Origin of the sequence: Magnetospirillum molischianum DSM 120 (assembly GCF_000294655.1) — a bacterium.
GTDB classification, from domain to species: domain Bacteria; phylum Pseudomonadota; class Alphaproteobacteria; order Rhodospirillales; family Magnetospirillaceae; genus Phaeospirillum; species Phaeospirillum molischianum.
In genome coordinates, this window is the sequence record NZ_CAHP01000023.1 from 1 (window position 1) to 26,664 (window position 26,664).

Sequence of the window (26,664 nt, forward strand, 5' to 3'; positions counted from 1 at the left end):
TCGGCATGGGCCTTGACGAAGGCATCGTGAACCTTGGTCCGCACCGCCTGGTCACGGACCAGGACGAAACTCCATGGCTGCATGTAGCCAACCGACGGAGCGTGGTGGGCGGCGATCAGCAGACGGCTCAACACCTCATCTGAAATCGGATCGGGGAGAAACTCGCCCCGCGTGTCGCGCCGGGTCAGAATGGCGCGATAAACGCCATCGCGCTCGGCTTCGGGCAGCGGAACGGCTGGCAACAGGGCATCGGTCATTGTCGGGCTCCCCGTGGCGCCGCAAAGACGCGGCGGATCGTCCGGTTTATAGCCGATCCCCCCCGCCGCCGTCACCCCCCGAGAGGGAGCGGAACCAGACCAGCCGCACGCAGACACCGATGTCTATTTTGAATCATTACAAAACTATCATCCCACCGAAACCCTGCGGTAATCCGTCCCATGGCATTGTTTGATCATGAGATTTGGATCAACCGGCCACAGAGCGAAAGGTAGCCCTCTTCTCGGATAAAAGCGGTTTTGCTCCCGCATCATGGTGTCCCCCGCCTCCCCCCGGCATCGGGTACACCATTCCGGTTCGGATCGTTCCCCCACGATTACCGGACCCACAGAAGCCCCCCGCACCATCCCCCCTGGTGCGGGGGTTTTTCTTCTGAAGGGCAAGGAAGGGGCTAGACTTTAGACACAAGCTGAACCATGTCTTCAGTATTAAACGCATTCATCCCAAGGGGACCGCGCGTGACCCGGTTCTTGACGCCGCACCATATGATCGGAAGCCGTCAATGGCTCCGCTACGCGGCTTATGCAACAGTTCTTTTGATGCTGGCAGGGTTCGGCTCACTATTGTCGATCGATCTGATCGAATCGCGCCAGAAAGAATATGATATTGTCCGCCGGGATTGCGACAATCTGACTCAGGTTCTGGAGCGGCAGATCATGATGGCGGTCGAGAAGACCGGCATTGTACTGGGAGTATCTGCGAATGACTTCAGGTCGGCCCTGGACGGTACGCAGCAATTCGACCGATTGGAGGCTAATCTCGGCCTTGACCGCATGATGGCTTTCATACCGGAAGCAATGGCGGACAGCCTTCGGGTGATCGATGCCGAGGGTCGGATTGTATTCAATGCCGGCGCTTCGGCGGCCTTACCCGATGTCACGGTCGGTGATCGCGCCTACTTCCTGCGGCAAAAGTCCGATCCGGCCGCCGGTCTGTTGTTATCCGAGCCGCTGCAAGGACGGCTTGACGGCACTTGGCTTATCAACCTCAGCCGTCGGATCAGCGCGCCCGATGGTCGCTTTCTCGGAGTCGTCCAGGCAGCCCTGCCGACCGACTATTTCCAAAGCCTGTTCTCCGGTCTGGATATTGGCAAAGACGGCTCCGTCGCACTGATCGACACCAATCGTCGCCTGCTCGCCCGGTATCCGGCCCGACCCGAACGGATCGGCACCATCATCGACAGCGAGCAGATCAGAATCAGTCTGGAGGAGGGGCGGACCACCGGCAGCTATGAAACCGAGTCGCGTGTTGACGGTGTTCGCCGATTATTCACCTTCCGCAAGATCGACCGATTGCCCTATTTGGTTATCGTTGGACGGGCGCATTCGGAATTCATCGAAGGCTGGCAGCGCAAGGAAATCTTCTACAACATCGCCTTTCTGGGGCTTAGTCTGGCCCTGCTATCGTTCCTGTACCTGCTCCAGCGTCATACCGAAGAGAACCGCCGACTGGTCAATCAGGTCTTCGACGCATCCCGCGAAGGGATCGTCGTCACCGACGCCGCCGGAAAGATTATTATCGCCAATGCGGGCTTCACCGCGATTACCGGCTATACCCAGTCCGAGGTGATCGGGCAAAACACCGCGATCCTGCGCTCGGGACGGCACGGGCCAGATTTTTACAAAGCCCTGTGGGACAAGCTCCTGCGCGAAGGCACATGGCGCGGCGAAATCTGGAACCGCCGCAAATCGGGCGAAGTCTATCCGCAATTACTGTCGATCAGCGCGCTGCGGACGCGGAACGGCGTCGCAACCCACTATATCGGCTTATCGAGCGACATCACCGAATTGCAGCAGGCCCGTCAGCAGGCCGAGGCGGGCAATCTGGCCAAATCCGAATTCCTGGCGACGATGAGCCACGAAATACGCACGCCGATGAACGGGGTGATCGGGATGACCGGGCTGTTGCTCGACACAAAACTGACGGAGGAGCAGCGGATCTTCGCCCAGACGATCCGCGAATCGAGCGAATCCCTGCTGTCGATCATCAACGACATCCTGGACCTGTCCAAGATGGAGGCCAGCCGACTCGATTTCGAGGAAACCTCGTTCGAGATCCGCCCGCTGGTCGAAGGAGTCATCGATATCCTGTCGCCACGAGTCCGGGGACGCGACATCGATCTGACGTGCCTGATCCCCGCCGGAGCTCGCGGCGTGTTCCGTGGCGATCCCGGCCGGTTGCGTCAGGTTCTGTTGAATCTGGTTGGGAACGCGGTCAAGTTCACCGAAAGCGGTACGATCTCTATCGTCGTGGCGGTCGCCGACGGCCGGGACGGACGGACGATCCTGACCGCAACGGTCACCGATACCGGGATCGGCATCCCTGATGCGGCCAAGCCCCGCATGTTCGACACCTTCACTCAGGCCGACGCCTCGATGGCGCGGCGCTTCGGCGGCAGCGGTCTGGGGCTGGCGATCTGCAAGCGGATCGTCGATTGGATGGGCGGCGAGATCGGCTTTGAAAGCCGCGAGGGAAAAGGCAGCACTTTCTGGTTCAAAGTACCGATCCTGCGCTCCGACGAGACTCCATCCGAAGCGGCTGGAGGCGCAGAACTGGATGGCGTCAAAGTTCTGGTCGTAGACGACACTCAGACCAACCGCGACATTCTACGGCAGCAATTGGAGGGATGGGGCGCCAGGGTCACCGCATTCGACTCCGCCGCCATCGCGATCGAGGCAATACGCAACGCCAATACCGCTGGACAGCCCTTCGACGCCGTGGTCCTCGATCACTTGATGCCCGAGATAAGCGGACTCGATCTTACTGTCCTGCTGCGCTCCGATCCCCTCACCGCCACCCTGCCCCTGGTTATGGCGACCTCGGCCGATCTGGCCACCTTGCAACCACGGCTTGAACGGTTGCGGATCGATGAGGTTCTGGTCAAGCCGGTACGTCAAAGCGCTCTGCTCAACGCAATGCTGCGCTGCCTGGGCCGCCCCCCGATCGATACCCCTCAAACCATCGTCCCTGCCGCCGATTTTCCCATCGCCACCACTCCGCTGCGAATCCTGGTCGCCGAAGACAATGCGATCAACCAGCAAGTCGCCGTCGGATTATTGGCCAAGCTGGGCCATCGCGCCGACGTCGCCGACGACGGAGCCGAAGCGGTCGAGCGGGTCGCGGCGGGCGAATACGATCTGGTCATGATGGACATGCAGATGCCCCACATCGACGGGCTGGGGGCGACCAGACTGATCCGCGCCCTGCCCGCTCCCAAGGCAAAGGTGACGATTATCGCCATGACCGCCAATGCGATGAGCGACGATCGTGACACCTGCCTTGCCGCCGGAATGGACGATTACATCTCGAAGCCGATCGATCTTAAACGCCTGACCGACATGATCGCCCGGTGGGATAAACACCTGCAAGCGGCGCGGGACGAACGCGCCGTGGTGCCGGTCGATCACGCGGCAATGGAGGATTTACGAAACGCCCTGGGTAAGGAATCGTTCCAGGCCCTGCTCGATCGCTTCTGGGCGACCCTCCCCGCCGCGTTGGCCGATCTGCGCCGGGCGGCGGAAAGCGGTGACAGCGCCGCGCTGAGTGCCTCCGCCCATGCTTTGGCCGGAGCGGCGGGCAATCTGGGGTTCCCCCTGTTGTGCAGACGCCTCCTCGGTCTGGAACGGCGCACCCCGAACGACGGTCCGGTCGGTGAGGAAATCGAGCAGATCGTGGCGCTGGCCGATCTGACCCGCCGCACCGCCATCGACGATAAAATATGAGGGACTAAAACCCTCGCAGCCAACGCGGCCGCACCCCGGCGCGGCCGTCGAGGACAGCATCGATTTCCCCCAGCAAGCGATCACGGTCGCGCGGCAAGGTTCCGGCCAGGGCCAGAGCGTTGCTGGCATGGTTGGAGCGGAAAATTACCGAAGCCGGGGGAGCCAGACGTTCGACCAGACGATGCAGTTCGACCAAAACCCCCCGGTCGTCCTGGGGGACGAAGCCGGGACCGATCCGGTCGAGAAAGCGGGGCGCGACGCCCTCCTCCAGCCCAAGCTGAAGGGTCGAGAGATAGATCGGGGGAGCCCGGTTGATCAGATCGGCGCTGGCGTCGATATGCTCGCGCCATCCGCTTTGCCCGCCCAGACCAAGAATCAGCGTCGCCGAAACCTTCAGCCCGCTCGTCCGCGCCAGAGCCAGCGCGGCCTCCATCTGCGCGGCCGATCCTTTGGCAACACGCTTCAGCAGATCGTCCCAGCCGGTTTCGATCCCGAGATAGACCAGTCCCAACCGCCGCGCCTTCAGGCGGGCGATATCGTCGGCACCCTTACGCAGGATGTCGAATGGCGTGGCATAAGCGGAAATCCGCTGTAGATCGGGAAAGCGGGCGGCGAGGTGGTCGCACAGGGCGATCAGATCGTCGGTCGGCAGACAATAGGCGTCGCCATCGGCGAGGAAAACCCGTCGGGCATCGGGCCAGGCGACAGCGGCGCGGTCGATATCAGCCACCACCTCGGCCAGCGGCCGAGCCTGGAAGGTCTTGGTTTTGTACATCGAACAGAAGGTACAGGCGTTAAAGCGACATCCCAGCGTCGCCTGCACGATCAGATTGTCGCCTTCCGACGGAGGCCGCCACAGCGGAAAATCATAAGCGATCACCCCGTTCTCCCCCGCTTCATCGGTCATCCTGGCGAAGGATAGCACGGAATGCGGGGCAAGATCCGATCGACCCCTTCGCCACCGGGATCGGCGACGAAGGGGTGGGAGACCGGATAAGATTACTCCTCGTCGGAAGCTTTCGCCAACGACTTGGCCAGGGAATAGACCTGAGCCCGCACTTTGGGGTCGGAAATCTTGTAGAACGCCCGGACCAGTTCCAGCGTCTCGCGACGCGCCAGCACGTCTTTTTCCTGATGCGCTGAAGCGGCGGATGCTGCCTCGCCCTTGACGATCGACACCGGCGACAACGCCTTCACTTCATCGGGCATGTCGTCATAGAAGAACGAGATCGGCACATCGAGAATGCGGGCCAGATCGAACAGACGGCTGGAACCGATGCGGTTCGCCCCGCGCTCGTATTTCTGAACCTGCTGAAAGGTCAGACCGATAGCTTCGCCCAGTTTCTCCTGGCTCATCCCCAGCAGGGTGCGGCGAAGACGAACGCGCGATCCGACATGGATATCGACGGGATTGGCGCTGCCATCGTCCAAACGGCCACGGGTCGATTTGCGGCGCGTGGGGGCGGGGGACGTGGGGGCGACATCTCCGGTCGGCACGGTGACTTTATTTTTAGCGATCATGATGGGTCCTACCCGAACAGGGTTACATACTATTAGCATAGTACGAATTAGCTACGCATGCCGCACATATCAAGGGCCAGCCAGAGAAATGATCCCTCTTCGGATGATTTTATAGATGGTCATATGAATCGTAGGGTTGTACCCATAGCGATCTTCGCCGGGCGACAACGGCGGAGAGCGCGGGGAATGCAGCGAAATACGAACGGAGTCAAGCGTCTCAGCTCATCCGCCACGACAAAGCCCTCTCGGTGCCACGCGATTCTCGCCCGAGTCCAGACCCGACTCATTACGGAAAGATCATCTTCGCGAAATGTCGCGGTAATCTGAGAGGGGGCATACTCTCATCATAAAGTTTCGGTCAAACGGTCACCCCGATCCGGAACAAGCGTCTCGATCCTCGGCGGACTTGAACTCCCCGCCTCGTCCATGGTGCGGCCTCTCCCCTCCGGGCCGCGACGCTTCTCTCTTCGGATGCCCCCCCGTCCGAAGGGAAATCAAAAGACCCCCGCACACCCCCCCTGTGCGGGGGTTTTTGTTGCCCCCGCCGTAAAGCCTCATCACTTCAGGAAGTTAGCGATCGATCCAACCAGCCGGTCGAACAGCGGATTATACCCCAGCCGGGCAATCAGCGGGCCGCTCGCCCCGATATCGGCCTTGGCAGGCTCGCCGAACCGCAACGGCTCGGTTGCGGGCACAACGCCCCGGCACAACGCCGCCCCGGCCCGCTGTTGCGGGGACACACAGCCACAGAAGCGGGGCCAATCCTTCTTGGTCGAATAAGCCAGACAATTGCGGTAATCGCCTTCCACCCCATAATGACGGTTGGCGGGAGAGACTGGCACGCCGATATGGCTGAGGCTGGTCACGCACGCGCCCGGCGCATCGCCAAAGGCGCAATCCTTAGGAGCACGGCTCCGGTCAACGCTACAGCCGATATCTCCCTCGCCCAAACCGTGGAAGCAGGCGATGCGGCGATCCTCGCGCCCCAGCGCCGCGTAATATTCGGGCTGCGCCGCCAGGGTGGCGGGGGCGACATAGAGCAGGACGCGGCTATCGGGATTACCGACCCGAGCACGAAAGAAATCGAGCGAGGCACGGGAATCAACGGTAACGTCCTCGGCGGCAAAAGCCATCAACACCGGCAGGGTCAGCGGCCGGGTCGCGGTTTCAACCTCGGTCATCACCTCCATCAGCGGGCGCGGAGCCATCACCGGAAAGGATTCAGCCTTGGCGAAATCCTGGTCCTCGTCGATCCGCAGCCAATGGCCTTCGGGACCAAAGCCGGAGGCGGCCGTCATGACCGCCTGGAACATCTCGAAACCGAACGGAATCCGATGCAGCGGGAAGCGGTTGGTCAGGCCAATCGACGGCGACAACAGAATCAGCGAGGCCACTGGCGGCGTGGTCGGCGCGCCATTGAGAACAAGGTCGAGGGCCAGAGTTGCTCCGGTCGAGAAACCGGCGACATGCACCCGCCCGACCTGACCGGCGAAACTGTCGGTTCCATAGCGGATGGCGGCCTTCCATTGCGCCGCATTGGGACGAACCAGATCGCCCGGAATCGACCCATGACCCGGCAGCAATATTGAACGCACCAGCAGGCATTTCCCCGGCAAGCGGGCCAGCGCATCGCCCAAGTCGCGCATCAGGAACGGAGAATCGCTCAGTCCGTGAACCAGCAGAATCCCATCCTTCGCCGTGCCGCCGCATTCCTCCGCCAGCGGCCATTGCCGCGGCGCGACCAGTTCGACATGAGCGGCGCGTAGGGTATCGTCCGGTTCAATCGCTTTGCGGGCGGCATCGAGCGCGGCTTTGGTATCGGCAACATAGACGGCAAAGGGCTTGTCTGACCCGCCATCCCGCCATGTCTCCAGCGGCATTGCCGACACGCCATGGCGTTCCGCCGACCAGCGCGCCCCCTCGTCTGCGGCTCGGCCGAGACCAGGCACCAGCAGCGCCACAACCGCCATCACCGTAAATACAAAGCGCATAATCCCCCTCCCCTTATCCCGCCAACCCGGCACGTATCCGCCCGTCTTATCCCAACCGGCCAACGGGTCAAATCCAGGGTTGGCCAGCATCTCAGCCGAAAGCGTCGTCGCATTTGCCGCACAGCGGAACCGCCGAGAGATCGCCGCTGCGGAAGGCGTCCAGAATCGCGGCAAAGCGTGGCCCGGTACGGATATCCTTCAGGCTGTCTTGCATCAGGTCGCCGATTGCCAGGGCGGCGTTGGCGTCATAGCAGCCGCAGGCGGTGACGGTGCCATCGACATAAACGCCGACCGCCCGCATCAACAGACGGCAGACCGTCCGGCGATGGCGGTCGAGATTGCGATAGGACCACAGCCCGACCCGTTCCCAATAGCGGCCGGTTTCGACGGTTCCGGCGAAGTTATTCGGAGCCACCGTGGTAACCGAGGTAATGCCCAGACTGGACAGGAAGGCGCGGGTGCGGCCGACGTAATCGGGCGAATTATCGGGCGCGACGGCTTTGACCACCAGCCGGGTCGAGGTCGGGGCCAGAGCCGCGTTGAGCGCGGTCAGAGTGCGGACGGTGCGGTCGAAACGCGCACCGATATAAACCGACTCGTAGCTGGCCGCGTCCCACCCGGCAAAGGAAACCTGGACGCTTTCCAGCCCCAACCGGGCAAGGTGGGCGATCCGTTCGGGAGTGAAAGGAGTGGCGTTGGTCACCACCGACACGGCAAAACCGCGCTCAACCGCGCTTGCCAGTAACTCGAAGACCTTGGGATGCAGAAACGGCTCACCCTGAGCGGCCAGGACGGTCAGACGGCGAATTCCGGCCTCGTCGCAACGGTCGAGAATGCGGGCGAACACCGCATCGGACATAAAGCCCTCGGCCTCTTTCCATACCCCATGTCCACACATCGCACAGCGCAAATTACAGCGCCGACTGAGCTGGACATAGACTTCGGTCGGCAGCCCGCCGCGCCGGGCCAGTCCGTCCAGCATCATCCCGCGCAATCGGGCGATATCGGCTTCAGCCTCGGCCTCGCATCCCAGCATCCCCTGCGCAATTCCGCGCAGATAAAGCGGACGCGGAGGCAAAACGGCGTCTCTCAGCAGAGGCTCAACCAGAGCCAGAGCGGCTCCGGCCTGGCCCGCCTCGATATGAAGCGCGGCCAGATCGGCGCGGATCTCGGCATGATCCGGGGCCAACGCTAACGCCCGCTCGAACGCCGCCCGCGCCTCGTCCTGCCGCCCAAGAACCGACAGGGTGCGGCCGCAAAGAGCATGAGCCTCGGCATGGCGGGGCGTTGTCCCGTCCAGAGACGTCAGCCGGTCCAGCAAAGCTTCGTAGCGCTCGGCCTGGAACAGCAATTGAGCCAGATCGAGCCGGGCATCGACCCAATCCGGCGCCAGCGCCAGGACGTGCTCCAATGCTTCGATCGCCTCGCCCGGACGGCCCAGATTGGCCAGGGCCACCCCGCGCAAATGGTGCAATTCAGGAGAATGGGGAGCACGAACCAAACCACGCCCGACCAGGGTCAGAGCATCCTCGTGATGACCGAAGCGCAGCCCCAGCCGCGCCAGTGCGAACAAAGCACCGGGATGATCGGGCACCGTTCGAAGCGCGGTGCGTAAACAGCCTTCCATTTCGGCAAGGCGACCGGCCTGCTCGTGGGCAAGGGCCTCGGTCAACAATGGGGCGAGGGGATCGAGGCGAGGCGGCTGAGACATCGTGGCTCTCATCCTAAAACAGCGGAGGCCACGACACAAACGAAGCGCGCCCCTTGCCGTCCGAGCGACATCGGGCGCATATTGAATGAAACCATTCTAAAAAGGGACACTCCCATGATCGCCCCGGTCGCCAGCGCCAGCCTTATCAGCGGCCTCAACGCCCAGACCCGCGTCGCGGAAACGGCGGCGGCAAATATCGCCAACGTCAGCACTGACGGCTATCAGGCGGAACGGGGTGAATTGGTATCGCGCCCATTGCAGGGAGCCGCCTATGTCCCGCTTCCGGCCGAAGGCGGCGTCGATCTGGCGCGGGAAGTGGTCGCGCTGACGGTGGCCAAGACCAGTTTCGAGGCCATGGCACGGGCTTATTCCACGATCACCGAAACTGAGAAGACCGGCCTCAACTCGCTGGCCTGATCCGGCATCATTCCGCCTGAGCACGGGGGTTGAGCGATGCCGCCGTCGCGGCAAACTCCGCCCCCAGAAACTCGGGCCGCTTATAGAGTCCATGCAGCCACGCCGCCAGCATGCATAGCTCTTCGAATTTGACTAATTCATCCAGGGTTCCAGGGGGGAACCGGATTGNAAAAGCGGCGGATGTAATTTCCAGAACTTCTTCGACCTGTTCCATATTGAGACCGATATCCGTCTCAATATGAGCATGACGGGTCAATTTTTCTTCATCGACACCGTAATCGTCCCGGATCAGCTTGACCACCCACCGGAACATGTTCATCCAGTTCTTGACATCTGAAATGTCACGATCAAAAGACATGATCTCTCCGCTGGGATGATCGATGATTTGATACTACGCAATTCTCTGGGATCGGCAAGTCTTTCGACGAACAGAACGGCTCTGTTTACTTTTGTTTACATTTCCAGCAACAGACGGCAGACACAGACCGCGACCATAAGAAAATAAGACAGAGGCGAATGGATTGCCCCGACTCGGCCGTATCAGGAAAAGCGGACATCGTGCAGGTGCGCCGCGCCAACAGGAGATATGGTCATGAGCATCACTTCCATAAGCGGAGGTGCCTCGAACCTGCAATCGCTGTTCAAAAAACTGGACACCAATAGCGATGGTTCGGTCACCAAATCGGAATTCGTCAATGGCCGCCCGTCCGACCTTTCATCCGATCAGGCATCCGGGTTATTCGATGCGCTGACTTCGGCGCTGGCCTCGTCCTCCTCGACGGATTCGACATCCACGTCATCAACGTCGTCCGATTCGACGTCGGGGCTGAGTGAAAGCGATCTCGCCACCGCGTTCCAATTGATGAACCAGCAGATGCAGGCCACTTTGATCAGCGCTCAAAGTGACGAAACCTCGGCCACGTCAGAAGCCAGCACCACGTCAACGGCGGCCAACCGCCCGCCGCCTCCCCCGCCACAAACCTCGTCAAGCGACAGCGATACGACCGACAGCGACAGCAAGACCATCGCCGCTGAGTTGGAGAAGATCCTGGCGGCTCTGACATCCTCCACGTCAGCGGCATCAACGACGTCAACAACTGCGTCGAATACAGAATCCTCGTCTGACACGACCACCGCCGAGACCCAGGTCCAGGGCTTCGCCAGTAAATTGGCCCAGGAAATGGTGCGGGCCATCGAATTCTACGCCAGAAACGGCACCGCTTCGGTCAGCAGCGCCAATTCCGTCTCGGTTTGATCTGAGTATAAATACTTATACGTATCGACGCTCCCCTGGGCACCGTGTCCAGGGGAGCTTTTTTGTAACGACGCCACGCCACCATCAGAACTTGAGGCACGTCCGCCGACGCGTTGTTATATGATGTTGTGCTGCGACAGCGGTTTGAAAAGGACGGCTTCCGACATGGACGAGAGCGAGGAACGACGTAGCCACATCCGTAAAGTCGGCCAGGGACTCGTCGTGGTGATCGATCGGCGGATTTTCCCCATCGTCAACATCTCGACCGCCGGATTGGGCTTCCAGGCGACCGGCTACAAGGTCGGAGATCTTGTTCCGATCAAAATCGCCAAGATGCTCGACCTCAGCACCTGCGTTGACGCGACGATCACGGTCAAATCGGCCGAGGAAACCATCACCCGCGGCGAGTTTCTGCCGACGATGCCGCTCTTGCGCTACATCATCGACCATATCGGTGAAGTCACTGGCGTCGAACCCGCCTACTTCCGTAAGTAATGGCCAACCCTGGCCGTTAAGCCGCGCGCGTTATAATGCGGGGATATCGCCCAACGCTTCCCGCGCCGCTGCCTCGGCGGCAAAGGCGGCAACCCGACCCGCGCCGATGGCGGCGCGCAAATCACGCATCAGATCCTGATAGGCCTGGATGTTGTGCCACGTCAGCAGCATCGGCCCCAGAATCTCTTCCGAGCGGATCAGATGGTGGAGATAAGCCCGCGAATAGGAGCGGCAGGCGGGGCAGGCACACCCTTCCTCTAACGGACGGGGATCGTCCTGGTGACGGGCATTGCGCAGGTTGACGGTGCCACGCCGGGTAAAAGCCTGAGCGGTGCGGCCGGATCGGGTCGGCATGACGCAATCGAACATATCGATTCCACGCAACACCGCTCCGACGATATCGGACGGACGGCCAACCCCCATCAGATAGCGCGGACGATCTTCGGGTAACAACGGCACGGTGGCGTCCAGGGTGGCGAACATCGCCTCCTGCCCCTCCCCCACCGCCAGCCCACCGACGGCATAGCCGTCAAAACCGATATCGATCAGCGCCCGCGCCGATTCGGCGCGCAAATCGGAGTAGATGCCGCCCTGAACAATGCCGAACAGGCCGTGACCGGGCCGTTCGACAAACGCCGCCTTCGACCGCACCGCCCAACGCATCGACAGCCGCATGCTGTCGGCGGCCTGGGCGGGGGTGGCGGGGAACGGAGTGCATTCGTCGAACGCCATGGTGATGTCAGCCCCCAGCAAACGCTGGATCTCCATCGACCGTTCCGGGCTGAGATGGTGGCTCGACCCGTCGTGATGCGACTGGAAGGTGACGCCGTTTTCGTCGAGCTTGCGCAACTTGGCGAGGCTCATCACCTGGAACCCGCCGGAATCGGTCAGGATCGGCCCCGACCAGTTCATGAAGCGGTGCAGTCCACCCAGCCGGTCGATCCGTTCCGCTCCTGGGCGCAGCATCAGGTGATAGGTGTTGCCGAGCACGATCTGGGCACCAGTCGCGGCAACGGATTCGGGCTGCATCGCCTTGACCGTGGCAGCGGTGCCGACCGGCATGAACGCAGGGGTGTCGATCGCACCATGGGCAGTGTGAAGGCGGCCCAGACGGGCAGCGCCGTCGGTGGCGAAACGCTCGTATCTAAAGCTGGTCATCGTCGTTCCGATCGAGCAGGCAGGAATCGCCATAGGAATAGAAGCGATAGCCCGACGCCATCGCATGAGCATAAGCCGCCCGCATCCGGTCCAGACCGGCAAAGGCCGAAACCAACATGAACAGAGTCGAACGCGGCAGGTGAAAATTGGTCATCAGCAGATCGACGGCGCGGAAACGATAGCCCGGCACGATAAAGATATCGGTGGCGGCGGCATAGGGCCGGACCAGACCATCTTCACCGGCGGCGCTTTCCAGCAGACGCAACGCGGTGGTGCCGACAGCGACCACCCGGCCGCCAGCAGCGCGGGCCTCGTTGATGGCCTGGGCGGAATCCGCGCTGACCACACCGATCTCGGCATGCATCCGGTGATCGTCGGTATCATCGACCTTGACGGGCAGGAAGGTTCCAGCGCCGACATGCAGCGTCACGGCCACCCGCTTCACCCCGCGCCGGTCGAGCGCCTCCAGCAATTCGGGGGTGAAGTGCAACCCGGCGGTAGGCGCGGCCACGGCTCCATCGGTACGAGCAAAGGTGGTCTGGTAATCGGCCCGGTCGGTCTCGTCGGCCTCGCCATGGCGGATATAGGGCGGCAACGGCAGACGTCCGTGCGTCTCCAGCGCCGCCATCAGCGCCACGCCACCCCGGTCGAAACGGACAGTGACCTCTCCCGCCTCGCCTTTCTCCTCGACGATCGCGGAGAAATCCTCGGCGAAGGCAATCCGGTCGCCGGGACGCAGCTTCTTCGCCGGACGGGCAAAAGCACGCCAGCACGAATCGTCTTCACGCAGGTGCAGGGTCAGTTCGACCGAAGCCGTCCCCCGCTTGCCGTTCAACCGCGCCGGAATGACCCGCGTGTCATTGAACACCATCACGTCGCCGGGACAGAGCTGCGACGGAAGGTCTCGCACACCGCGATCCTTGACCCCATCGGCGGAAACGCGCAGCATCCGGGCGGAATCGCGCGGCCGGGCTGGACGCTCGGCGATCAACGCGCGCGGCAGGTCAAAATCGAACATATCCACTTTCATGGTCCGGGGTGTAGGCTGCCGAGCCGCGCCGCGTCAAGTCCCGTACCCACCGCATCTTGTACTCGGTTTGATTTAGCGACATGATCGGCCGGGCTGCAATGGGAGTAAACGATGAACAAAACCGTTCTGTCGACCGTTCTGGCCGTCTTCGCACTGGCCTCGACCGACGGCTTCGCCCAGGGTTTTCTGAACACCGCCCCTTCGCCCGGTCGTCCGCACGGGCCGTGGTACGGATCGATCAGCGGCGGCTATACGATGGTCGATGACATCACGCTGTCCGACGATTCCGGCAACAAGGGACGAATCGGCGTCAATGGCGGCTATGTGTTCGCTGGAGCAATTGGCTACAAGTGGCCGAAATACCTCCGCACTGAATTCGAAGTTTCCTATCAGTCCAATACGCTCGATTCCGTATCGATCAACGGCAACAAGACGAATATGTCGGGCGATTCTCAGTTGTTGTTCTACTCGATCAACGCCTATCACGACATCAAGACCGATAGCAAATTCCTGCCCTATTTCGGCGGTGGCGTCGGCGGCGTCCATGAGATGCTCAACGACATGTCATCCGGGGGGATCAAAGTCGAGAACCGCAATAGCGACAATATCGAGCTGCATGGCGAGGTCGGGTTGCATTACGACCTGGGCCGCGACGTCAGCTTCGGGCCGTCCTATCGCTTCGTCCACATCTTCGACAGCGAAGGTGTGCGCGACGACAGCAACCTGCACCAGATCAAAGTCGGGCTGCGCTTTCCTTTCCGCTGATCAGTGATGACGTCCGATCCGGTCGAATGGCTGATTTCCGACCGTCCGGTAACCTATCCTGACGCGATCGCGGCGATGGAAGAACGCGTCGCCGCGATCCGCGCCGGGACCGCGCCGGAACTGGTGTGGCTGCTAGAACATCCGCCGCTTTACACCGCGGGAACCAGCGCCAACCCCGCGGATCTGCTTGACCCTAACCGTTTCCCAGTGTTTCCCAGCGGACGCGGCGGTCAGTTCACCTATCACGGCCCAGGCCAGCGAGTGGCCTATGTGATGCTGGATCTGTCGCGGCGCGGCCCCGATCTGCGCCGCTTCGTTGCCAATCTGGAAAAGTGGCTGATCCTCACCCTTGCCCATTTCGCGGTTAAGGGAGAGGTGCGCGACAGCCGAGTCGGAGTCTGGGTCGATCGAGGCCGGAACCGCGAAGACAAGATTGCCGCAATCGGCGTCCGCGTCCGTCACTGGGTGACGTTTCACGGCGTGGCGCTGAACGTAGATCCCGACCTGGACCATTATCGCGGCATCGTCCCCTGCGGCATTGCCGCACACGGGGTAACCTCGCTGTGGGATCTGGGTCTGACACCGACGATGAACGAGGTCGATTCCGCCCTGATCGACAGCTTCGGCGAGGTCTTCAGCCTTCCGCCGCTTTGAGCCGCGCCCGCGCCTCGGTCAGGCGGGCATAGGCTTCGTGACATTTCTGCGCCACCGTCGGAATCGTCTCCCATTGAGCGGGCAGTTCCTCAGACAGATCGTGCAGATCCATCTTGGCTTGAACCGCCTGGGTGGACAGTTTCTTGACCTCGGCTTTCAGGGTCTCGATATCGCTCATGGACCGCCCTTATGTCAGCGGAAGCAGTGATGGGGTATAACGAGTTTAACTTTCGCTTATGAATTGAGCAATAAATCAATTTGCCTAAATACTTTACGATATCAGCTATTGCGCCGGGATTAAGCGTTTCTTAAAAGGGCCCGAGCCACTGTTGATCCTTCGCCTAACCGCCGGGGGAAGGCATGAGCGGCACCGATATTTTCGACGAGCAGGCAGAGGAACCGATACCCACGTCGCCACAGCGGCGTCAGGTCGCGGTCGCGCTGCACTACGACCCCGACAAAGGCAGCGCACCAACGGTGGTTGCCTCGGGCCGAGGCTCGGTTGCCGAGCAGATTCTAAACCTGGCCTTCGCCAATGGAGTCAAAGTCCGCAACGATCCCGATCTTGCCGAAGTTTTGGCCGCCGTCGATGTCGATAGCGTGATCCCGATCGAAGCCTTTGTCGCCGTGGCCGAGATTTTGGCCTATGTCTATCGCGCCAATGGTCGAGAAATGCCGTCATGACCGCCGCCTCCCCAGAATCTGATCGCCTGCGCGCCGAACTGGAAAAAGCGACATCGCTGGTCGGCGCGGCGCGGCGGCTGCTCGCCACCGGAACGATGGTCGATCTGGCGGCGCTGGAGGGACGGGTGCGACTGATCTGCGACGGCATCGCCGGATTGCCCCCCGAGACGGGGCGGAGTTTCCGCGCCGTCATCGAGACGCTGATCGTCGATCTTGACCGGCTCGACCTCGCCCTGCGCGATGCTGGCCCTTATGCCGACGGCCGCTGGAGCCATGGAACCGAAGAAAAGGCCGGGGGGTAATGGAGAGCGTTTCCTATCTGCGTTTCATTATGTCGCTGGTCGCGGTACTGGCGATGATCTTCGGTATGTTATGGGCGGCGCGACGCTGGGGTCTGGGCGGAATGGCGCCGCGCGTGAACAACCGCCAACGTCGTCGGCTCGCCGTGCAGGACGTGCTACAACTCGACGCCCGCCACCGTTTAATTCTGGTCCGTCGCGACGACCGCGAACATCTGCTGTTGCTGGGCAACGGCAACGGTGTCGTGATCGAGCGTGATTGTCCGCCTCCTCAGTTTACCCCGACCGTTTCGAAGCCGGAGACCCCCTGATGACAGCCCCGTCCGTGTCGCGTCCACGCCTGATTCTCGCCCTGCTGGCGGGGCTGACGACGGCGGTGCTGGCTGGACCGGTGCTGGCTCAATCGTTGAACATCGACCTTGGCGGCTCGGGCGGCAGCGCCACCAGCCGCATCGTCCAGTTGATCGGCCTGACCACGATTCTATCCCTGGCACCGTCGATCGTGGTGATGGTGACGTCGTTTACCCGCTTCGTGGTGGTGTTGAGCTTTCTGCGTCAGGCGCTGGGCACCCAGCAGAGCCCGCCCAACATGGTGTTGGTCAGTCTGGCGCTGTTCCTGACCGCCTTCGTGATGGCTCCCACCTTCGACAAAGCCTGGGACACCGGCATTCAGCCGATGATGGACGGCCATCTGGACGAGATCGAGGGATTCGAACGTACCGTCAAGCCGTTCCACGCCTTCATGAGCCAACATGTCCGCCCCCAGGACCTCAAGCTGTTCATGGATCTGTCGCGGGCGAAGGAAGTGGTTAACCCCGAAGACGTGCCGCTAAAGGCGCTGATCCCCGCCTTCATGATCAGCGAACTGCGTCGCGCCTTTGAAATCGGGTTTCTTGTGTTCCTGCCGTTCCTCATCATCGACATGGTGATCGCCTCGGTGCTGATGAGCATGGGCATGATGATGATCCCGCCGGCGATGATCTCGCTGCCGTTCAAGCTGATCTTCTTCGTGATGGTTGACGGCTGGTATCTGGTGGTGGGATCGCTGGTGCAGAGTTACGGATAGAGCCGCCTAAGGCGTGGCGAACGGCCAGACGAAAGCGGTCTGGATCGCCATGTGGGCCGGTCAGGGCGAAACGGGGCAGGAAGAACCGATCGGATTTTGTCCACAGCGCCCCGGAATGCTGCCCGAACGCGGCGCTAAACCCTTCCTGACGCACCAGCGCGATTGAAGCGGAATCCGCCTCTCCGCCCGGCCAGGCGAACATATCGGGGTTCCGCCCCAGCTCACGCTCGAAACGAGCACGGGCGCGGGCAAGGTCGGCCGCAGCCGCCTCGGCTCCGACGCGGGGAAAGCGCAGCCGCGCCGCCCCCTGGCTGGCGATCGTAACCCCGGCAGACCGCAATTCGCGCAATTGAGCCCAATTCATCGTCTCCCCACCGCGATCGATCTCGTCGGTAGCAACGAACAGGGTGACCGGGAATCCGGCCCGGCGCAGCAAGGGCCACGCCTTCGTATAGAAACCTGTCGAAGAATCGTCCACGGTGATCGCCACCGCCTTATCGGGCAACGGCGCGCCAGTCCGCATCGCCTGAGCGATCTCGGACAGCGGCAGAACGGTGAAACCACCGCTTTTCAATTCCTCGATATGTGTGCTCAACTGTTCCGAGGTGGTGTTGAGCGCCGCCACGCGATCGTCGTCGAAGCGGTGATACATCAACACGACGGCGGACTCAGTCGCGTGCGCTGGTTCCGGCGCCGCCGAAAGCAACGCCATCACCCAGATCATCGCTGCCGAGGCAATCCTACCCGTCCTCATCGCCCCCTAGTCTCCTCGGCACCGTGCCCCAATATACGGGAATGTTTGCCGCATCCGGGCGGCAGAGTACAAGAATAAAGCGGGAAAGGGCATTTCATCATGAGCCATGAAATCGACCAAGTGGGGCAGGATATTCTGTTCTATCAAGGCCGTACCTATGGTCGCTTCCTCGACAAGCCCGTTGCCGAGGAGACGTTGTGCAAGGCCTGGGATCTGGCGCGAATGGGACCAACCGCCGCCAACGGCCAGCCGTTACGGATCGTTTTCCTGCGCTCGGCCAAATCGCGCGAACGCCTGCTGACGGCGCTGGCACCAAACAATGTCGAAAAAACCATCGCCGCGCCGGTCACCGCGATCCTGGCTTACGACCTCGATTTCTTCGAACGCCTGCCGGTGCTCTATCCCCATGCCGACGCCCGATCCTGGTATGTCGGGAATCCGGCCGTGGCTGACGAAACCGCATTCCGCAACGGCAGCCTTCAGGCTGGCTATTTCCTGCTGGCGCTGCGGGCGGTCGGTCTGGATGCCGGGCCGATGAGCGGGTTCGACAACGCCAAGGTCGATCACGAGTTTTTCGAGGGTACCCGGCTGCGCTCAAATCTGCTGGTCAATATCGGCTATGGCGATGTCGCAGCCCTGCACCCGCGCGGGCCGCGCCTGTCGTTCGAAGAGGGCTGCACACTGCTATAGCCGCCGCCCCTCCCCCATCCCTCTCCCTCTGGGAGAGGGTGGCCGAAGGCCGGGTGAGGGAAAAGCAAAGAGAGAACCGCACCGCGGTTCAACGCCGACGGCGGAGCGACAACACGAGAAGCAGCGCCAGCAAGCCGGAGAAGGCGACATTGAGACTGGCCATGGTCACGCCATGAAAGGCCCAAGCGGGCTGATCGCAGGGCGCATCCTCGACCGGGCGGCTCATCGCGGCGGCAAGGTCCAGCGTCTCGGAGGTCGAACCGACGGTCGGCTCGCTGGAGGAACACACCGCCGACTGCCACCAGAATTGCTCGACACCGACATGATAGACGGCGATCAGAGCGTTAACCCCCATCGCCACGGCGGCCAGCCACAGCAGAACGCGCCGCGTCGAAACCATCCGAGCCGTCCCCAGCGCCAGAGCGGCGAACAGAGCGGCGACGGCAAAGGGAACCCGTTCGGCCACGCAGAGAACGCAAGGCCGCATCCCCAGCCCGTACTGGGCGTACAGGGCAGAGGCCAGGGCCGCCAAACAGGCCACAAGCAGAAAAACGGCCGTGAACGCGGGAAAGGGCTGACGCGGGAATCGGCTCATCCCTGGAACTATAGCTCCCTTTCCGACCGGGCGGAAGCATGCTTACACCCGGTCGAAACAGAGAGGCCAATCACCAGGTCGGAATGATGGAACCGTCAAAGCGTTTTTCGATAAACGCCTTGACCTCGGGCGAACGATAGCTGGCGATAAAAGAACGAATCGCCGGATCGTCCTTACGCTTGGTCTGAGTGACGAACCACAAGCCCCAATTGGTGTCGAGACCTTCGCGGAACAGCGCGGACTTGGGATTGATCCCGGCGGCAACCGCGTAATTCAGCGGCACGGCGGCGGCATCAACATCGTCAAGCGAGCGCGGCAACTGAGCGGCGTCGATTTCCTTGACCTTCAGCTTTTTCGGGTTCTCAACGATGTCGATCGGCGTCGCACCGATCCCACTCTTGGGATCGAGCTTGATCTGTCCGGCCTGCTGCAAGAGCAGCAGCGCACGGGCACCATTGGCGGGATCGTTGGGGATCGCGACGCTGGCCCCCTCCTTGAGATCGGCCAGTTCCGTCACCTTCTTGGAATAAATGCCAAGCGGCACGACGATACTGCGTTCGACCGCGACCAGATCGTAGCCGCGCGTCTTGATCTGGTTATCGAGATACGGCTTGTGCTGAAAATTGTTGAAGTCGATATCCCCCTGGGCCAGGGCCGCGTTGGGCTGGGTATAGTCGGAGAACTCGACCACCTTGATATCGGCCCCGGTTTTTTCCTTGTGAACCTTGGCGGCGAATTCGAGGATCTCGGTATAAGGCCCGGTGGAAACGCCAATCTTTAGAGGCTCGGCAGCCTGTGCGAAGCCGCTCCCGGCGAGAATCAGGGCCGCGCCGAGGAAAGTGCGCAATCGTGTCATGTCGTTCAGTTCCTTGTCGCGAAGGGAAGAGGGATCAGACCCAGACGGAACCGCGCCGGTCCTCGACCCGTTTGGCCTTGTGAGTGGCGCGCGGCAGAACATCGGCCTCCAGCACCGCCACCTTGGGACCAACACCGGTAACCGCCTTGATCCGACGTGTCAGACGAGCGGCGAGGTCGCCATGGGGAACGGCGCATCCCCACCGGCGCTCGACCTCGATGGTAACGGTGTCGAGGTGGTTCTCGCGATCGAGCACCAGCCGGTATTCGCCGGTGAAATCGCCGTCCTGGCGCACCACCGCCTCGATATCGCTCGGGAACAGATTGACGCCGCGGACAATCAGCATGTCGTCGAGCCGCCCGTGCACGCCGAGCAGGCGCTGCGAGGTCCGACCGCAACGGCACGGCTCGGAGGTGAATGAAACGATGTCGCCAGTGCGAAAGCGGATCAACGGCCGGGCGCGCTTTTGCAAGGTGGTCAGCACCAGCTCCCCACGCTCGCCCTCGCGCACCGGCTCGCCAGTAGCAGGGTCAAGCACCTCGGCCAGGATGTGATCCTCGGCCCAGTGCAGCCCGTCTTTTTCCTCGCACATCCCGGCGCACGAGCCGAAAATGTCAGAAAGACCGTAATAATCGTAGACCGAGGCTCCCCACAGCGTTTCGATCCGTGCCCGCGTTTCGGGGATCGAGCCTCCCGGCTCTCCGGCAACGAAGATCCGCCGCACCGCCAGATCGCGGGCGGGATCGATTCCTTGCTTTTGCGCGGTCTCGCCCAGGTACCAGGCATAAGACGGCGTGGTCCAAATCGCTGTCGCCTGGAACTGCTTCAGGATCGCCAGAAGCCGCTCCGACGGCACCGTACCGGCGTGGATCGACAAGGCTCCCAGCTTTTGCGCTCCCAGCACGCACGGCCCACCGACGAACAAAGAGAAGTTCAGCGAGTGGCAATAGCGATCAGTCGGACGCAGCCCCGAGGACCAGAACTGGCGCGCCTCGTAATCCATCCAGGCATCGAAATCGCTAGCGGTGAAGGGCGACAGAGTCGGCACCCCGGTCGAGCCGGATGACGCCGAGACATAGACGACTTCGCTTTCCGGCACGGCCGCGATATCGCCCAGCAGCGGCACCGCCTCTTGCCGCTGGCGTAGGATCGTCTTGTTGATGAAAGGAAAGCGGCGCAGATCGTCAAGGCTTTTCAGGCTGTCCGGTCCTATTCCGGCAGCCGCGAAGCTGGCGCGATAATAAGGCGAACCTGCCTGAGCATGAGCCAGATGAGTCCGCAGCAGAGACAGCTTCAGTGCGTCCCACTCGGCGCGGGACTGGGTTTCCAGAGCAGGAGCCCAATAGCGACGTTCGGTAGCGACATCGACAGTCATCGCAAAAACCTCCTTTACCGATTGGCCTGGGAGCGTTCGCGCTTGTTGAGACGGCGCGCGGCGTAGTCCCCCAGGCTTTGAACCAGTTGGACCAACACGATCAGCACCGCGACGACAGCCAGCATCACCTCACCCTGAAAGCGCTGATAGCCGTAACGGATGCCAAGGTCGCCCAGGCCACCGCCGCCGACCGCGCCAGCCATCGCGGAATAACCGATCAGGCTGACCACCGTGATGGTAAGACCGGCGGCAATACCGGGCAGAGCCTCGGGCACCAGCACCTTGACGATGATCTGGAGGGGAGAGGCCCCCATCGCCTGAGCCGCTTCGACCAGACCGGAATCCACTTCGCGCAACGATGATTCGACCAGCCGGGCCACGAATGGCGCGGCGGCGATCACCAGCGGCACCGTCGCCGCCGCCGTCCCGATCGAGGTGCCGACCAACATCCGCGTCAACGGAATGATCGCGACCATCAGGATGATGAACGGGGTCGAACGGGTGGCGTTGACCACCGCTCCGGCAATGCGGTTGAAGGTCGGCCGAGACAGGATGTGGCCGGGCTGGGTGACCAGCAGCAAAATCCCAAGCGGCACGCCGATCAGGGTGGCGAGGACAGTGGAAACGCCGACCATCGCCAGCGTTTCCCACAAAGCTTCAAGCAACAGCTCGATCAGGCGCTGCGACACGGCCGAGAATCTCCACTTTAAGCGATTTGATACGCAGGAAATCGAGCGCCGCCTGCAATCCGGCTTCGCTGCCCCCGGCCTCGACCGTCAACGTCCCGTAAGGGGCGTTCTGGATGTAATCGATATGGCCGTGAAGGATGTTGAACGAGACGCCAAAACGCCGAACGATGTCGGACATGATCGGCTCGTTGGCGGACGGACCCGTAAAGGTGATCCGCATCACCAGCCCCGGCGAGGTCTGCGGCGAGTGACGGAGCCGCGCGCTGACCCGTTCCGGCAATTCGAGATTGAGCACCTCGCGGACCAGCGCCCGCGTGATCGCATGAGTCGGCTGAGTCAGGACGTCGAACACCCGCCCCTGCTCGACCACCCGCCCTTGGTCGAGCACCGCTACCCGGTCGGCGATCTCGCGCACCACCTGCATTTCGTGGGTGATAAGGACGATGGTCAGCTTCAGGGTTCGGTTGATCTCGGCCAACAAAGCCAGAATCGACTTGGTTGTCTCGGGGTCCAGTGCTGAGGTTGCCTCATCGCACAACAGAACCGACGGCCGCGAAGCCAAAGCACGAGCGATACCGACACGCTGCTTTTGCCCACCCGACAGTTGGGCCGGATAGGAATCGCGCTTGTCGGTCAGCCCGACCAGTTCGAGCATCTCATCAACCCGCCGCAGCCGTTCGGCACGAGACAAGCCGACCAGTTCGAGCGGCAGGGCGACATTGCCCTGCACCGTGCGCGAGGACAACAGGTTGAAGTGCTGGAACACCATGCCGATGTCATGGCGCGCCGCCCGCAATGCCGCGCCGGACAGGCCGGACAATTCGCGTCCGGCAACGGAAATCCGCCCCCGCGTCGGGCGTTCCAACAGATTGATGCAACGGACCAGGGTGCTTTTGCCCGCACCGGAGCGGCCGATGATGCCGAACACCTCGCCTTTTTCGATCGATAGCGAAATGCCGCGCAGCACCGGGCTCGGACCGGACGGGCCACCGAATTCCTTCTCCAGGTCGTCGATGACAATCACCCCGTGCCTCCAGAAATCTGCCGATAAGACAGATTTCAGGCTAGAGGGGGGCGACCCGGCCTGTCAATCCCATTTATCTACCGATGTGGTGTATTTATGGGTTTATCGTCGCCACTGGCCTACACCCGACCCTTTAACTCCGATCGGCTGTAATTGCTGAAATGCCCTTCGCGAGCAGCTTGCTGACGAACACGGCCCAGCGCAGCCTCGGTCTTACCCCCAACCGACGGCGCGGAAACCAACCGCTCCAGCGCGGAACTGGAGCAGGCGGGACAGGTCGGAGACTCAGACCCCATCACCAGGGTCTCGAATTCCTCACTGCATTTCGTGCATCGAAATGAAAAAATAGGCATGATTCCTCACGATCAATCTTGCGGGTGAAGATGAGGAAACAATAGCGCCAAGGCGTGGCGAGGGAAAAGCGGCGATCGACACCACCACCCCCGCCGTCAAAGCCCTAAGCCGCTTTTGCAGTCAGCGGGCAAAGCCGCCTCCCAAGGCCGCGACCGACCTTGGTCAGAAGCGGCAACACGTCGTCGGCCGTCAGTCCATCGCGCCGCATCAAAAGGTGGACGATGGGATCGGCCAGCACGTCGGCCAAAGCGGGTTCGCCGCTGCGCCAGGGGTCTGGAGCACCCCGCGTCGAGACCCCGACCGGGGTGGCGCGGAAGGAAGCAGAGGGGGGAGGGGTCGCGATCGTCATTGCCGTTTCCCTCGCATCAAAAGTCGGCGACCCGCCACAGCAGGCGGGGGATTGCCGATGAGTGTCACCTTAGAAGCCGCATCACAGCCTTGTCAATTATTATCTATAGTTTTGGTAGATTTTAGCAAACTCTTGTGGAGAATTCGGCTTGACGCCAAAAATCCATTAATCTATAGGCTTGATAAATATCGCATCGACGCCGACGGGGGAGAACACGATGTCAAGTGAATGGAGCAGAGACGTGTTGCGGCTGACACTAGCCACGGCGCTGGTGGTCGGGGTGGCGATGGCCCTGGCCGCCGCCATCCCCGGCGCGGGAGCAGCGGAAAGCCGCACCCTGCTCAACGTCTCTTACGACCCCACCCGCGAGCTGTACCAGAATCTGAACGCTGCTTTCGTCAAGACGTGGAAGGCCAAGACCGGCGAGGATCTGCGGATCAATCAGTCGCATGGCGGATCGGGCAAGCAGGCCCGCGCGGTGATCGACGGACTGGAAGCCGATGTCGTTACCCTCGCTTTGGCCTATGACATCGACGCGATCGCCCAGCGCGGCCAGATCGACCCCAAGTGGCAAAGCCGACTGTCGGCCAACAGTTCGCCCTACACCTCGACCATCGTGTTCCTGGTCCGCAAGGGGAACCCCAAGGGCATCAAGGATTGGGACGATTTGGTCCGCCCCGGAATCGCGGTTATCACCCCCAACCCCAAGACATCGGGCGGCGCCCGCTGGAACTATCTGGCGGCCTGGGGATATGAGTTGAACCGCTCGAACAACGACGCGGCCAAAGCCGAAGCCTTCACCACCGCCTTGTTCCACAACGTCCCGGTCCTCGATACCGGCGCGCGCGGCTCGACCACCACGTTCACCCAGCGCGGCATCGGCGACGTTCTGATCGCCTGGGAGAACGAAGCGATCCTGGCGCTCAAGGAAGTCCCCGGCCAGTTCGAGATCGTTGCCCCGCCGCTGTCGATCCTGGCCGAACCGCCGGTCGCCATCGTTGATAAGGTGGTCGATCGCCACGGCACCCGCGCCCTGGCCGAAGCCTACCTCTCCTTCCTCTATACCCCCGAGGCGCAGGAGATCATTGCCCGCAACCACTACCGCCCGCGCGATCCCGACGTCGCCCGCAAGCATGCGTCAGAATTCCCGCCGGTTCGCCTGTTCACCATCGACGACGTGTTCGGTGGCTGGGGCAAGGCGCAGGCCGCCCATTTCTCGGATGGCGGGATCTTCGACAGGGTGATCGTCAATGCCAAAAAATAATCCCGCCAAACCTTGGCGGGTGATCCCAGGGTTCGGGCTGACGCTGGGCCTGACCCTGGGGTGGCTCTCTGTTCTGGTCCTCATTCCGCTCACCAGCCTCTTTGTGATGGCCTCGGGCCTGAGCTTCGAACAATGGCTGGCGATCTTCGCCGACACCCGCGTCCAGGCCGCGTTCCGCCTCAGCTTCGGGGGCGCTCTGGTCGCGGCGCTGATCAACGCCGCCGCCGGATTGCTGGTCGCCTGGGTGCTGGTCCGTCACGATTTCCCCGGACGCCGTCTGGTCGATGCGATGGTCGATCTTCCCTTCGCCCTGCCGACGGCGGTGGCCGGTATCGCGCTTGCCGCGCTTTATGCCCCGCAGGGCTGGATCGGTCGCCTGATCGAGCCATTCGGGATCAAGGTCGCCTTTACCCCGTTGGGAGCGATCGTTGCGATGGTGTTCGTCGGACTGCCCTTCGTCGTCCGCACCGTACAGCCGGTCCTGGCCGATATCGATTCCGAGGTCGAGGAAGCGGCTGCGTCACTCGGGGCCGGGCGCTGGCAGACCTTTCACCGCGTGATCCTTCCGACCCTGGCCCCGGCGCTGCTGACCGGCTTCGCCCTCGCCTTCGCCCGCGCCGTCGGCGAATACGGCTCGGTGATCTTCATCGCCGGAAACTTCCCCGGCCTGTCCGAGATCGTACCGCTGCTGATCGTGGTCCGGCTTGAGCAATACGATTATGTCGGGGCCACCGCCATCGCCGCGATCATGCTGGTGGCGTCATTCGTGCTGCTGCTGGCGATCAACGGCCTGCAACGCTGGAACCGTGACCGCCTGTCCCGTGGAGCCGCCTGATGCGCCGTGACGAATCCCCCCTGATCCGCTGGCTGCTAATCGCGCTGGCGCTCGGCTTCCTCGGCCTGTTCCTGGTGCTGCCGCTGGCTGCCGTGCTGGCCCAGGCTTTGGGCAAGGGGACCGACGCCTACTTCGCCGCCCTGACCCAACCCGACGCCTGGGCGTCGATCCGCCTCACGCTGCTGGTCGCGGCAATCGCGGTGCCGGTCAATATCGGCTTTGGGCTGGCGGCATCGTGGGCGATCGCCAAGTTCGACTTTCGCGGCAAAAGCCTCCTGATCAGCCTGATCGACCTTCCCTTTTCGGTATCGCCGGTGATTTCCGGTCTGGTCTTCGTGCTGCTGTTCGGACTTCAGGGCTGGTTCGGCGAGACCTTGCGCGACCACAACATCCGGGTTCTGTTCGCGGTGCCGGGAATCGTGCTGGCAACGATGTTCGTCACTTTTCCCTTCGTCGCCCGCGAGTTGATCCCGCTGATGGAGGAACAGGGCCGCGAGGAAGAGGAAGCCGCCATCGTGCTGGGCGCGGGCGGGTTCAAGACTTTTCTGACGGTGACACTGCCCAACGTCAAATGGGGTCTATTGCACGGCGTGCTGCTGTGCAACGCCCGCGCCATGGGAGAATTCGGTGCCGTTTCCGTGGTGTCGGGGCACATTCGGGGCCTGACCAACACGATGCCGCTCCATGTCGAGATTCTCTACAACGAGTACGATTTCGTCGGCGCGTTTGCCGTCGCCTCGCTTCTTGCCCTGCTCGCTTTGCTGACCCTGGTGGCCAAATCGGCGCTGGAATGGCGTTTGCGGGACGAAATCGCCGCCCTTCGCCAGTCATGAGG

The 26,664-nt window shown here is 62.1% G+C and carries 30 protein-coding genes; 14 read left to right on the plus strand and 16 right to left on the minus strand.

What is annotated here, in order from left to right; translation table 11 throughout:
* On the minus strand, nt 1-257 hold a 257-nt coding region (locus PHAMO_RS10805), incomplete at its 3' end, for a nitroreductase family protein (protein WP_040566901.1).
* 477 nt (nt 258-734) lie between these two features.
* Between PHAMO_RS10805 and PHAMO_RS18520 the strand changes: the two genes are divergently transcribed.
* Nucleotides 735-3,998, plus strand: coding sequence for a hybrid sensor histidine kinase/response regulator (locus PHAMO_RS18520; RefSeq protein WP_002729282.1), 3,264 nt, complete (start codon nt 735-737; stop codon nt 3,996-3,998).
* 4 nt (nt 3,999-4,002) lie between these two features.
* Here the strand turns inward: PHAMO_RS18520 and PHAMO_RS10815 are convergent, their stop codons facing one another.
* The 4 genes from PHAMO_RS10815 to PHAMO_RS18525 all read right to left on the minus strand — a co-directional run bounded on the left by PHAMO_RS10815 (nt 4,003) and on the right by PHAMO_RS18525 (nt 9,221).
* Nucleotides 4,003-4,878 carry a radical SAM protein gene (locus PHAMO_RS10815; protein ID WP_155801722.1) on the minus strand — a complete coding sequence of 292 codons (876 nt, stop codon included), beginning with the start codon at nt 4,876-4,878 and terminating at the stop codon, nt 4,003-4,005.
* Nucleotides 4,879-4,997: 119 nt separating this feature from the next.
* Nucleotides 4,998-5,519, minus strand: a complete 522-nt coding sequence (locus PHAMO_RS10820; protein ID WP_002729285.1) for a helix-turn-helix domain-containing protein — start codon at nt 5,517-5,519, stop codon at nt 4,998-5,000.
* A 557-nt stretch (nt 5,520-6,076) separates the two neighbouring features.
* A complete protein-coding gene (locus PHAMO_RS10825; protein WP_002729287.1) occupies nt 6,077-7,510 on the minus strand; it encodes an alpha/beta hydrolase in 1,434 nt (477 codons plus the stop codon).
* Between the two features lie 91 nt (nt 7,511-7,601).
* Entirely contained in the window at nt 7,602-9,221 is a 1,620-nt protein-coding gene (locus PHAMO_RS18525) for a tetratricopeptide repeat protein (protein WP_002729289.1), read from the minus strand.
* 114 nt (nt 9,222-9,335) lie between these two features.
* Here PHAMO_RS18525 and PHAMO_RS10835 point away from each other — a divergent pair, with 114 nt between their 5' ends.
* The 3 genes from PHAMO_RS10835 to PHAMO_RS10850 all read left to right on the plus strand — a co-directional run bounded on the left by PHAMO_RS10835 (nt 9,336) and on the right by PHAMO_RS10850 (nt 11,388).
* On the plus strand, nt 9,336-9,638 hold the full coding sequence (locus tag PHAMO_RS10835; protein ID WP_002729291.1) for a flagellar basal body protein: 303 nt from the start codon (nt 9,336-9,338) through the stop codon (nt 9,636-9,638).
* Nucleotides 9,639-10,230: 592 nt separating this feature from the next.
* Nucleotides 10,231-10,893 (plus strand): EF-hand domain-containing protein, encoded by a 663-nt coding sequence (locus PHAMO_RS10845; RefSeq protein ID WP_002729295.1) that lies wholly within the window; start codon nt 10,231-10,233, stop codon nt 10,891-10,893.
* A 165-nt stretch (nt 10,894-11,058) separates the two neighbouring features.
* The gene (locus tag PHAMO_RS10850; protein WP_002729307.1) at nt 11,059-11,388 is read left to right on the plus strand and encodes a hypothetical protein; all 330 of its coding nucleotides are present in this window, start codon (nt 11,059-11,061) and stop codon (nt 11,386-11,388) included.
* Between the two features lie 30 nt (nt 11,389-11,418).
* On the opposite strand, the gene tgt is transcribed toward PHAMO_RS10850, so the two are convergent.
* Nucleotides 11,419-12,546, minus strand: coding sequence for a tRNA guanosine(34) transglycosylase Tgt (tgt, locus tag PHAMO_RS10855; RefSeq protein ID WP_002729309.1), 1,128 nt, complete (start codon nt 12,544-12,546; stop codon nt 11,419-11,421).
* The gene (queA, locus tag PHAMO_RS10860) at nt 12,533-13,576 is read right to left on the minus strand and encodes a tRNA preQ1(34) S-adenosylmethionine ribosyltransferase-isomerase QueA (RefSeq protein WP_040566857.1); all 1,044 of its coding nucleotides are present in this window, start codon (nt 13,574-13,576) and stop codon (nt 12,533-12,535) included. The genes tgt and queA overlap by 14 nt, the downstream gene beginning before the upstream one ends.
* 111 nt (nt 13,577-13,687) lie before the next feature.
* Between queA and PHAMO_RS18530 the strand changes: the two genes are divergently transcribed.
* Together PHAMO_RS18530 and lipB are read left to right on the plus strand one after the other, a co-directional pair.
* Complete coding sequence (locus tag PHAMO_RS18530; RefSeq protein WP_002729318.1) at nt 13,688-14,341, plus strand: outer membrane protein; 654 nt, start codon at nt 13,688-13,690, stop codon at nt 14,339-14,341.
* A gap of 6 nt (nt 14,342-14,347) precedes the next feature.
* The gene (gene lipB, locus PHAMO_RS10870; RefSeq protein ID WP_002729320.1) at nt 14,348-14,995 is read left to right on the plus strand and encodes a lipoyl(octanoyl) transferase LipB; all 648 of its coding nucleotides are present in this window, start codon (nt 14,348-14,350) and stop codon (nt 14,993-14,995) included.
* Here lipB and PHAMO_RS10875 read toward each other — a convergent pair.
* Nucleotides 14,976-15,173, minus strand: a complete 198-nt coding sequence (locus PHAMO_RS10875) for a CCE_0567 family metalloprotein (protein ID WP_002729322.1) — start codon at nt 15,171-15,173, stop codon at nt 14,976-14,978. The two genes, lipB and PHAMO_RS10875, sit on opposite strands and share 20 nt — an antisense overlap.
* Nucleotides 15,174-15,355: 182 nt before the next feature.
* Between PHAMO_RS10875 and PHAMO_RS10880 the strand changes: the two genes are divergently transcribed.
* From PHAMO_RS10880 to fliP, 4 genes are read left to right on the plus strand one after another with little or no spacing between them, the layout of a single operon-like run.
* Nucleotides 15,356-15,679 (plus strand): EscU/YscU/HrcU family type III secretion system export apparatus switch protein, encoded by a 324-nt coding sequence (locus PHAMO_RS10880; RefSeq protein ID WP_002729326.1) that lies wholly within the window; start codon nt 15,356-15,358, stop codon nt 15,677-15,679.
* A complete protein-coding gene (locus PHAMO_RS10885; RefSeq protein ID WP_002729329.1) occupies nt 15,676-15,981 on the plus strand; it encodes a hypothetical protein in 306 nt (101 codons plus the stop codon). The genes PHAMO_RS10880 and PHAMO_RS10885 overlap by 4 nt, the downstream gene beginning before the upstream one ends.
* Complete coding sequence (locus PHAMO_RS10890) at nt 15,981-16,289, plus strand: FliO/MopB family protein (RefSeq protein WP_002729331.1); 309 nt, start codon at nt 15,981-15,983, stop codon at nt 16,287-16,289. Before PHAMO_RS10885 ends, PHAMO_RS10890 begins: the two co-directional genes overlap by 1 nt.
* Complete coding sequence (gene fliP / locus PHAMO_RS10895) at nt 16,289-17,044, plus strand: flagellar type III secretion system pore protein FliP (RefSeq protein ID WP_002729333.1); 756 nt, start codon at nt 16,289-16,291, stop codon at nt 17,042-17,044. The genes PHAMO_RS10890 and fliP overlap by 1 nt, the downstream gene beginning before the upstream one ends.
* Here fliP and PHAMO_RS10900 read toward each other — a convergent pair.
* The gene (locus PHAMO_RS10900) at nt 16,971-17,798 is read right to left on the minus strand and encodes a polysaccharide deacetylase family protein (RefSeq protein WP_002729335.1); all 828 of its coding nucleotides are present in this window, start codon (nt 17,796-17,798) and stop codon (nt 16,971-16,973) included. The genes fliP and PHAMO_RS10900 overlap by 74 nt on opposite strands.
* Before the next feature lie 99 nt (nt 17,799-17,897).
* Here PHAMO_RS10900 and PHAMO_RS10905 point away from each other — a divergent pair, with 99 nt between their 5' ends.
* Entirely contained in the window at nt 17,898-18,488 is a 591-nt protein-coding gene (locus tag PHAMO_RS10905; protein WP_002729336.1) for a malonic semialdehyde reductase, read from the plus strand.
* A gap of 88 nt (nt 18,489-18,576) precedes the next feature.
* On the opposite strand, the gene PHAMO_RS10910 is transcribed toward PHAMO_RS10905, so the two are convergent.
* The 7 genes from PHAMO_RS10910 to PHAMO_RS10935 all read right to left on the minus strand — a co-directional run bounded on the left by PHAMO_RS10910 (nt 18,577) and on the right by PHAMO_RS10935 (nt 23,730).
* Nucleotides 18,577-19,083, minus strand: coding sequence for a disulfide bond formation protein B (locus tag PHAMO_RS10910; protein ID WP_002729338.1), 507 nt, complete (start codon nt 19,081-19,083; stop codon nt 18,577-18,579).
* Nucleotides 19,084-19,153: 70 nt separating this feature from the next.
* Complete coding sequence (locus PHAMO_RS10915) at nt 19,154-19,939, minus strand: MetQ/NlpA family ABC transporter substrate-binding protein (protein WP_002729340.1); 786 nt, start codon at nt 19,937-19,939, stop codon at nt 19,154-19,156.
* Nucleotides 19,940-19,973: 34 nt separating this feature from the next.
* Nucleotides 19,974-21,314: a phenylacetate--CoA ligase family protein gene (locus PHAMO_RS10920; RefSeq protein WP_002729341.1), complete on the minus strand. Its 1,341-nt coding sequence runs from the start codon at nt 21,312-21,314 to the stop codon at nt 19,974-19,976.
* 14 nt (nt 21,315-21,328) lie between these two features.
* Entirely contained in the window at nt 21,329-22,003 is a 675-nt protein-coding gene (locus tag PHAMO_RS10925) for a methionine ABC transporter permease (RefSeq protein WP_002729343.1), read from the minus strand.
* Nucleotides 21,972-23,027, minus strand: coding sequence for a methionine ABC transporter ATP-binding protein (locus tag PHAMO_RS10930; protein WP_002729345.1), 1,056 nt, complete (start codon nt 23,025-23,027; stop codon nt 21,972-21,974). Before PHAMO_RS10930 ends, PHAMO_RS10925 begins: the two co-directional genes overlap by 32 nt.
* 119 nt (nt 23,028-23,146) lie before the next feature.
* The gene (locus tag PHAMO_RS19010) at nt 23,147-23,380 is read right to left on the minus strand and encodes an FmdB family zinc ribbon protein (protein ID WP_002729347.1); all 234 of its coding nucleotides are present in this window, start codon (nt 23,378-23,380) and stop codon (nt 23,147-23,149) included.
* Between the two features lie 104 nt (nt 23,381-23,484).
* Nucleotides 23,485-23,730 carry a hypothetical protein gene (locus PHAMO_RS10935; RefSeq protein WP_002729349.1) on the minus strand — a complete coding sequence of 82 codons (246 nt, stop codon included), beginning with the start codon at nt 23,728-23,730 and terminating at the stop codon, nt 23,485-23,487.
* 217 nt (nt 23,731-23,947) lie between these two features.
* Between PHAMO_RS10935 and PHAMO_RS10940 the strand changes: the two genes are divergently transcribed.
* Genes PHAMO_RS10940 through cysW form a run of 3 tightly spaced genes read left to right on the plus strand, consistent with a single transcriptional unit; the run spans nt 23,948 to nt 26,662 of the window.
* On the plus strand, nt 23,948-24,994 hold the full coding sequence (locus PHAMO_RS10940; RefSeq protein ID WP_002729351.1) for a sulfate ABC transporter substrate-binding protein: 1,047 nt from the start codon (nt 23,948-23,950) through the stop codon (nt 24,992-24,994).
* Entirely contained in the window at nt 24,981-25,829 is an 849-nt protein-coding gene (gene cysT, locus PHAMO_RS10945; RefSeq protein WP_002729352.1) for a sulfate ABC transporter permease subunit CysT, read from the plus strand. The genes PHAMO_RS10940 and cysT overlap by 14 nt, the downstream gene beginning before the upstream one ends.
* Nucleotides 25,829-26,662, plus strand: coding sequence for a sulfate ABC transporter permease subunit CysW (gene cysW, locus PHAMO_RS10950; protein ID WP_002729353.1), 834 nt, complete (start codon nt 25,829-25,831; stop codon nt 26,660-26,662). The genes cysT and cysW overlap by 1 nt, the downstream gene beginning before the upstream one ends.
* Nucleotides 26,663-26,664: the final 2 nt, after the last annotated feature.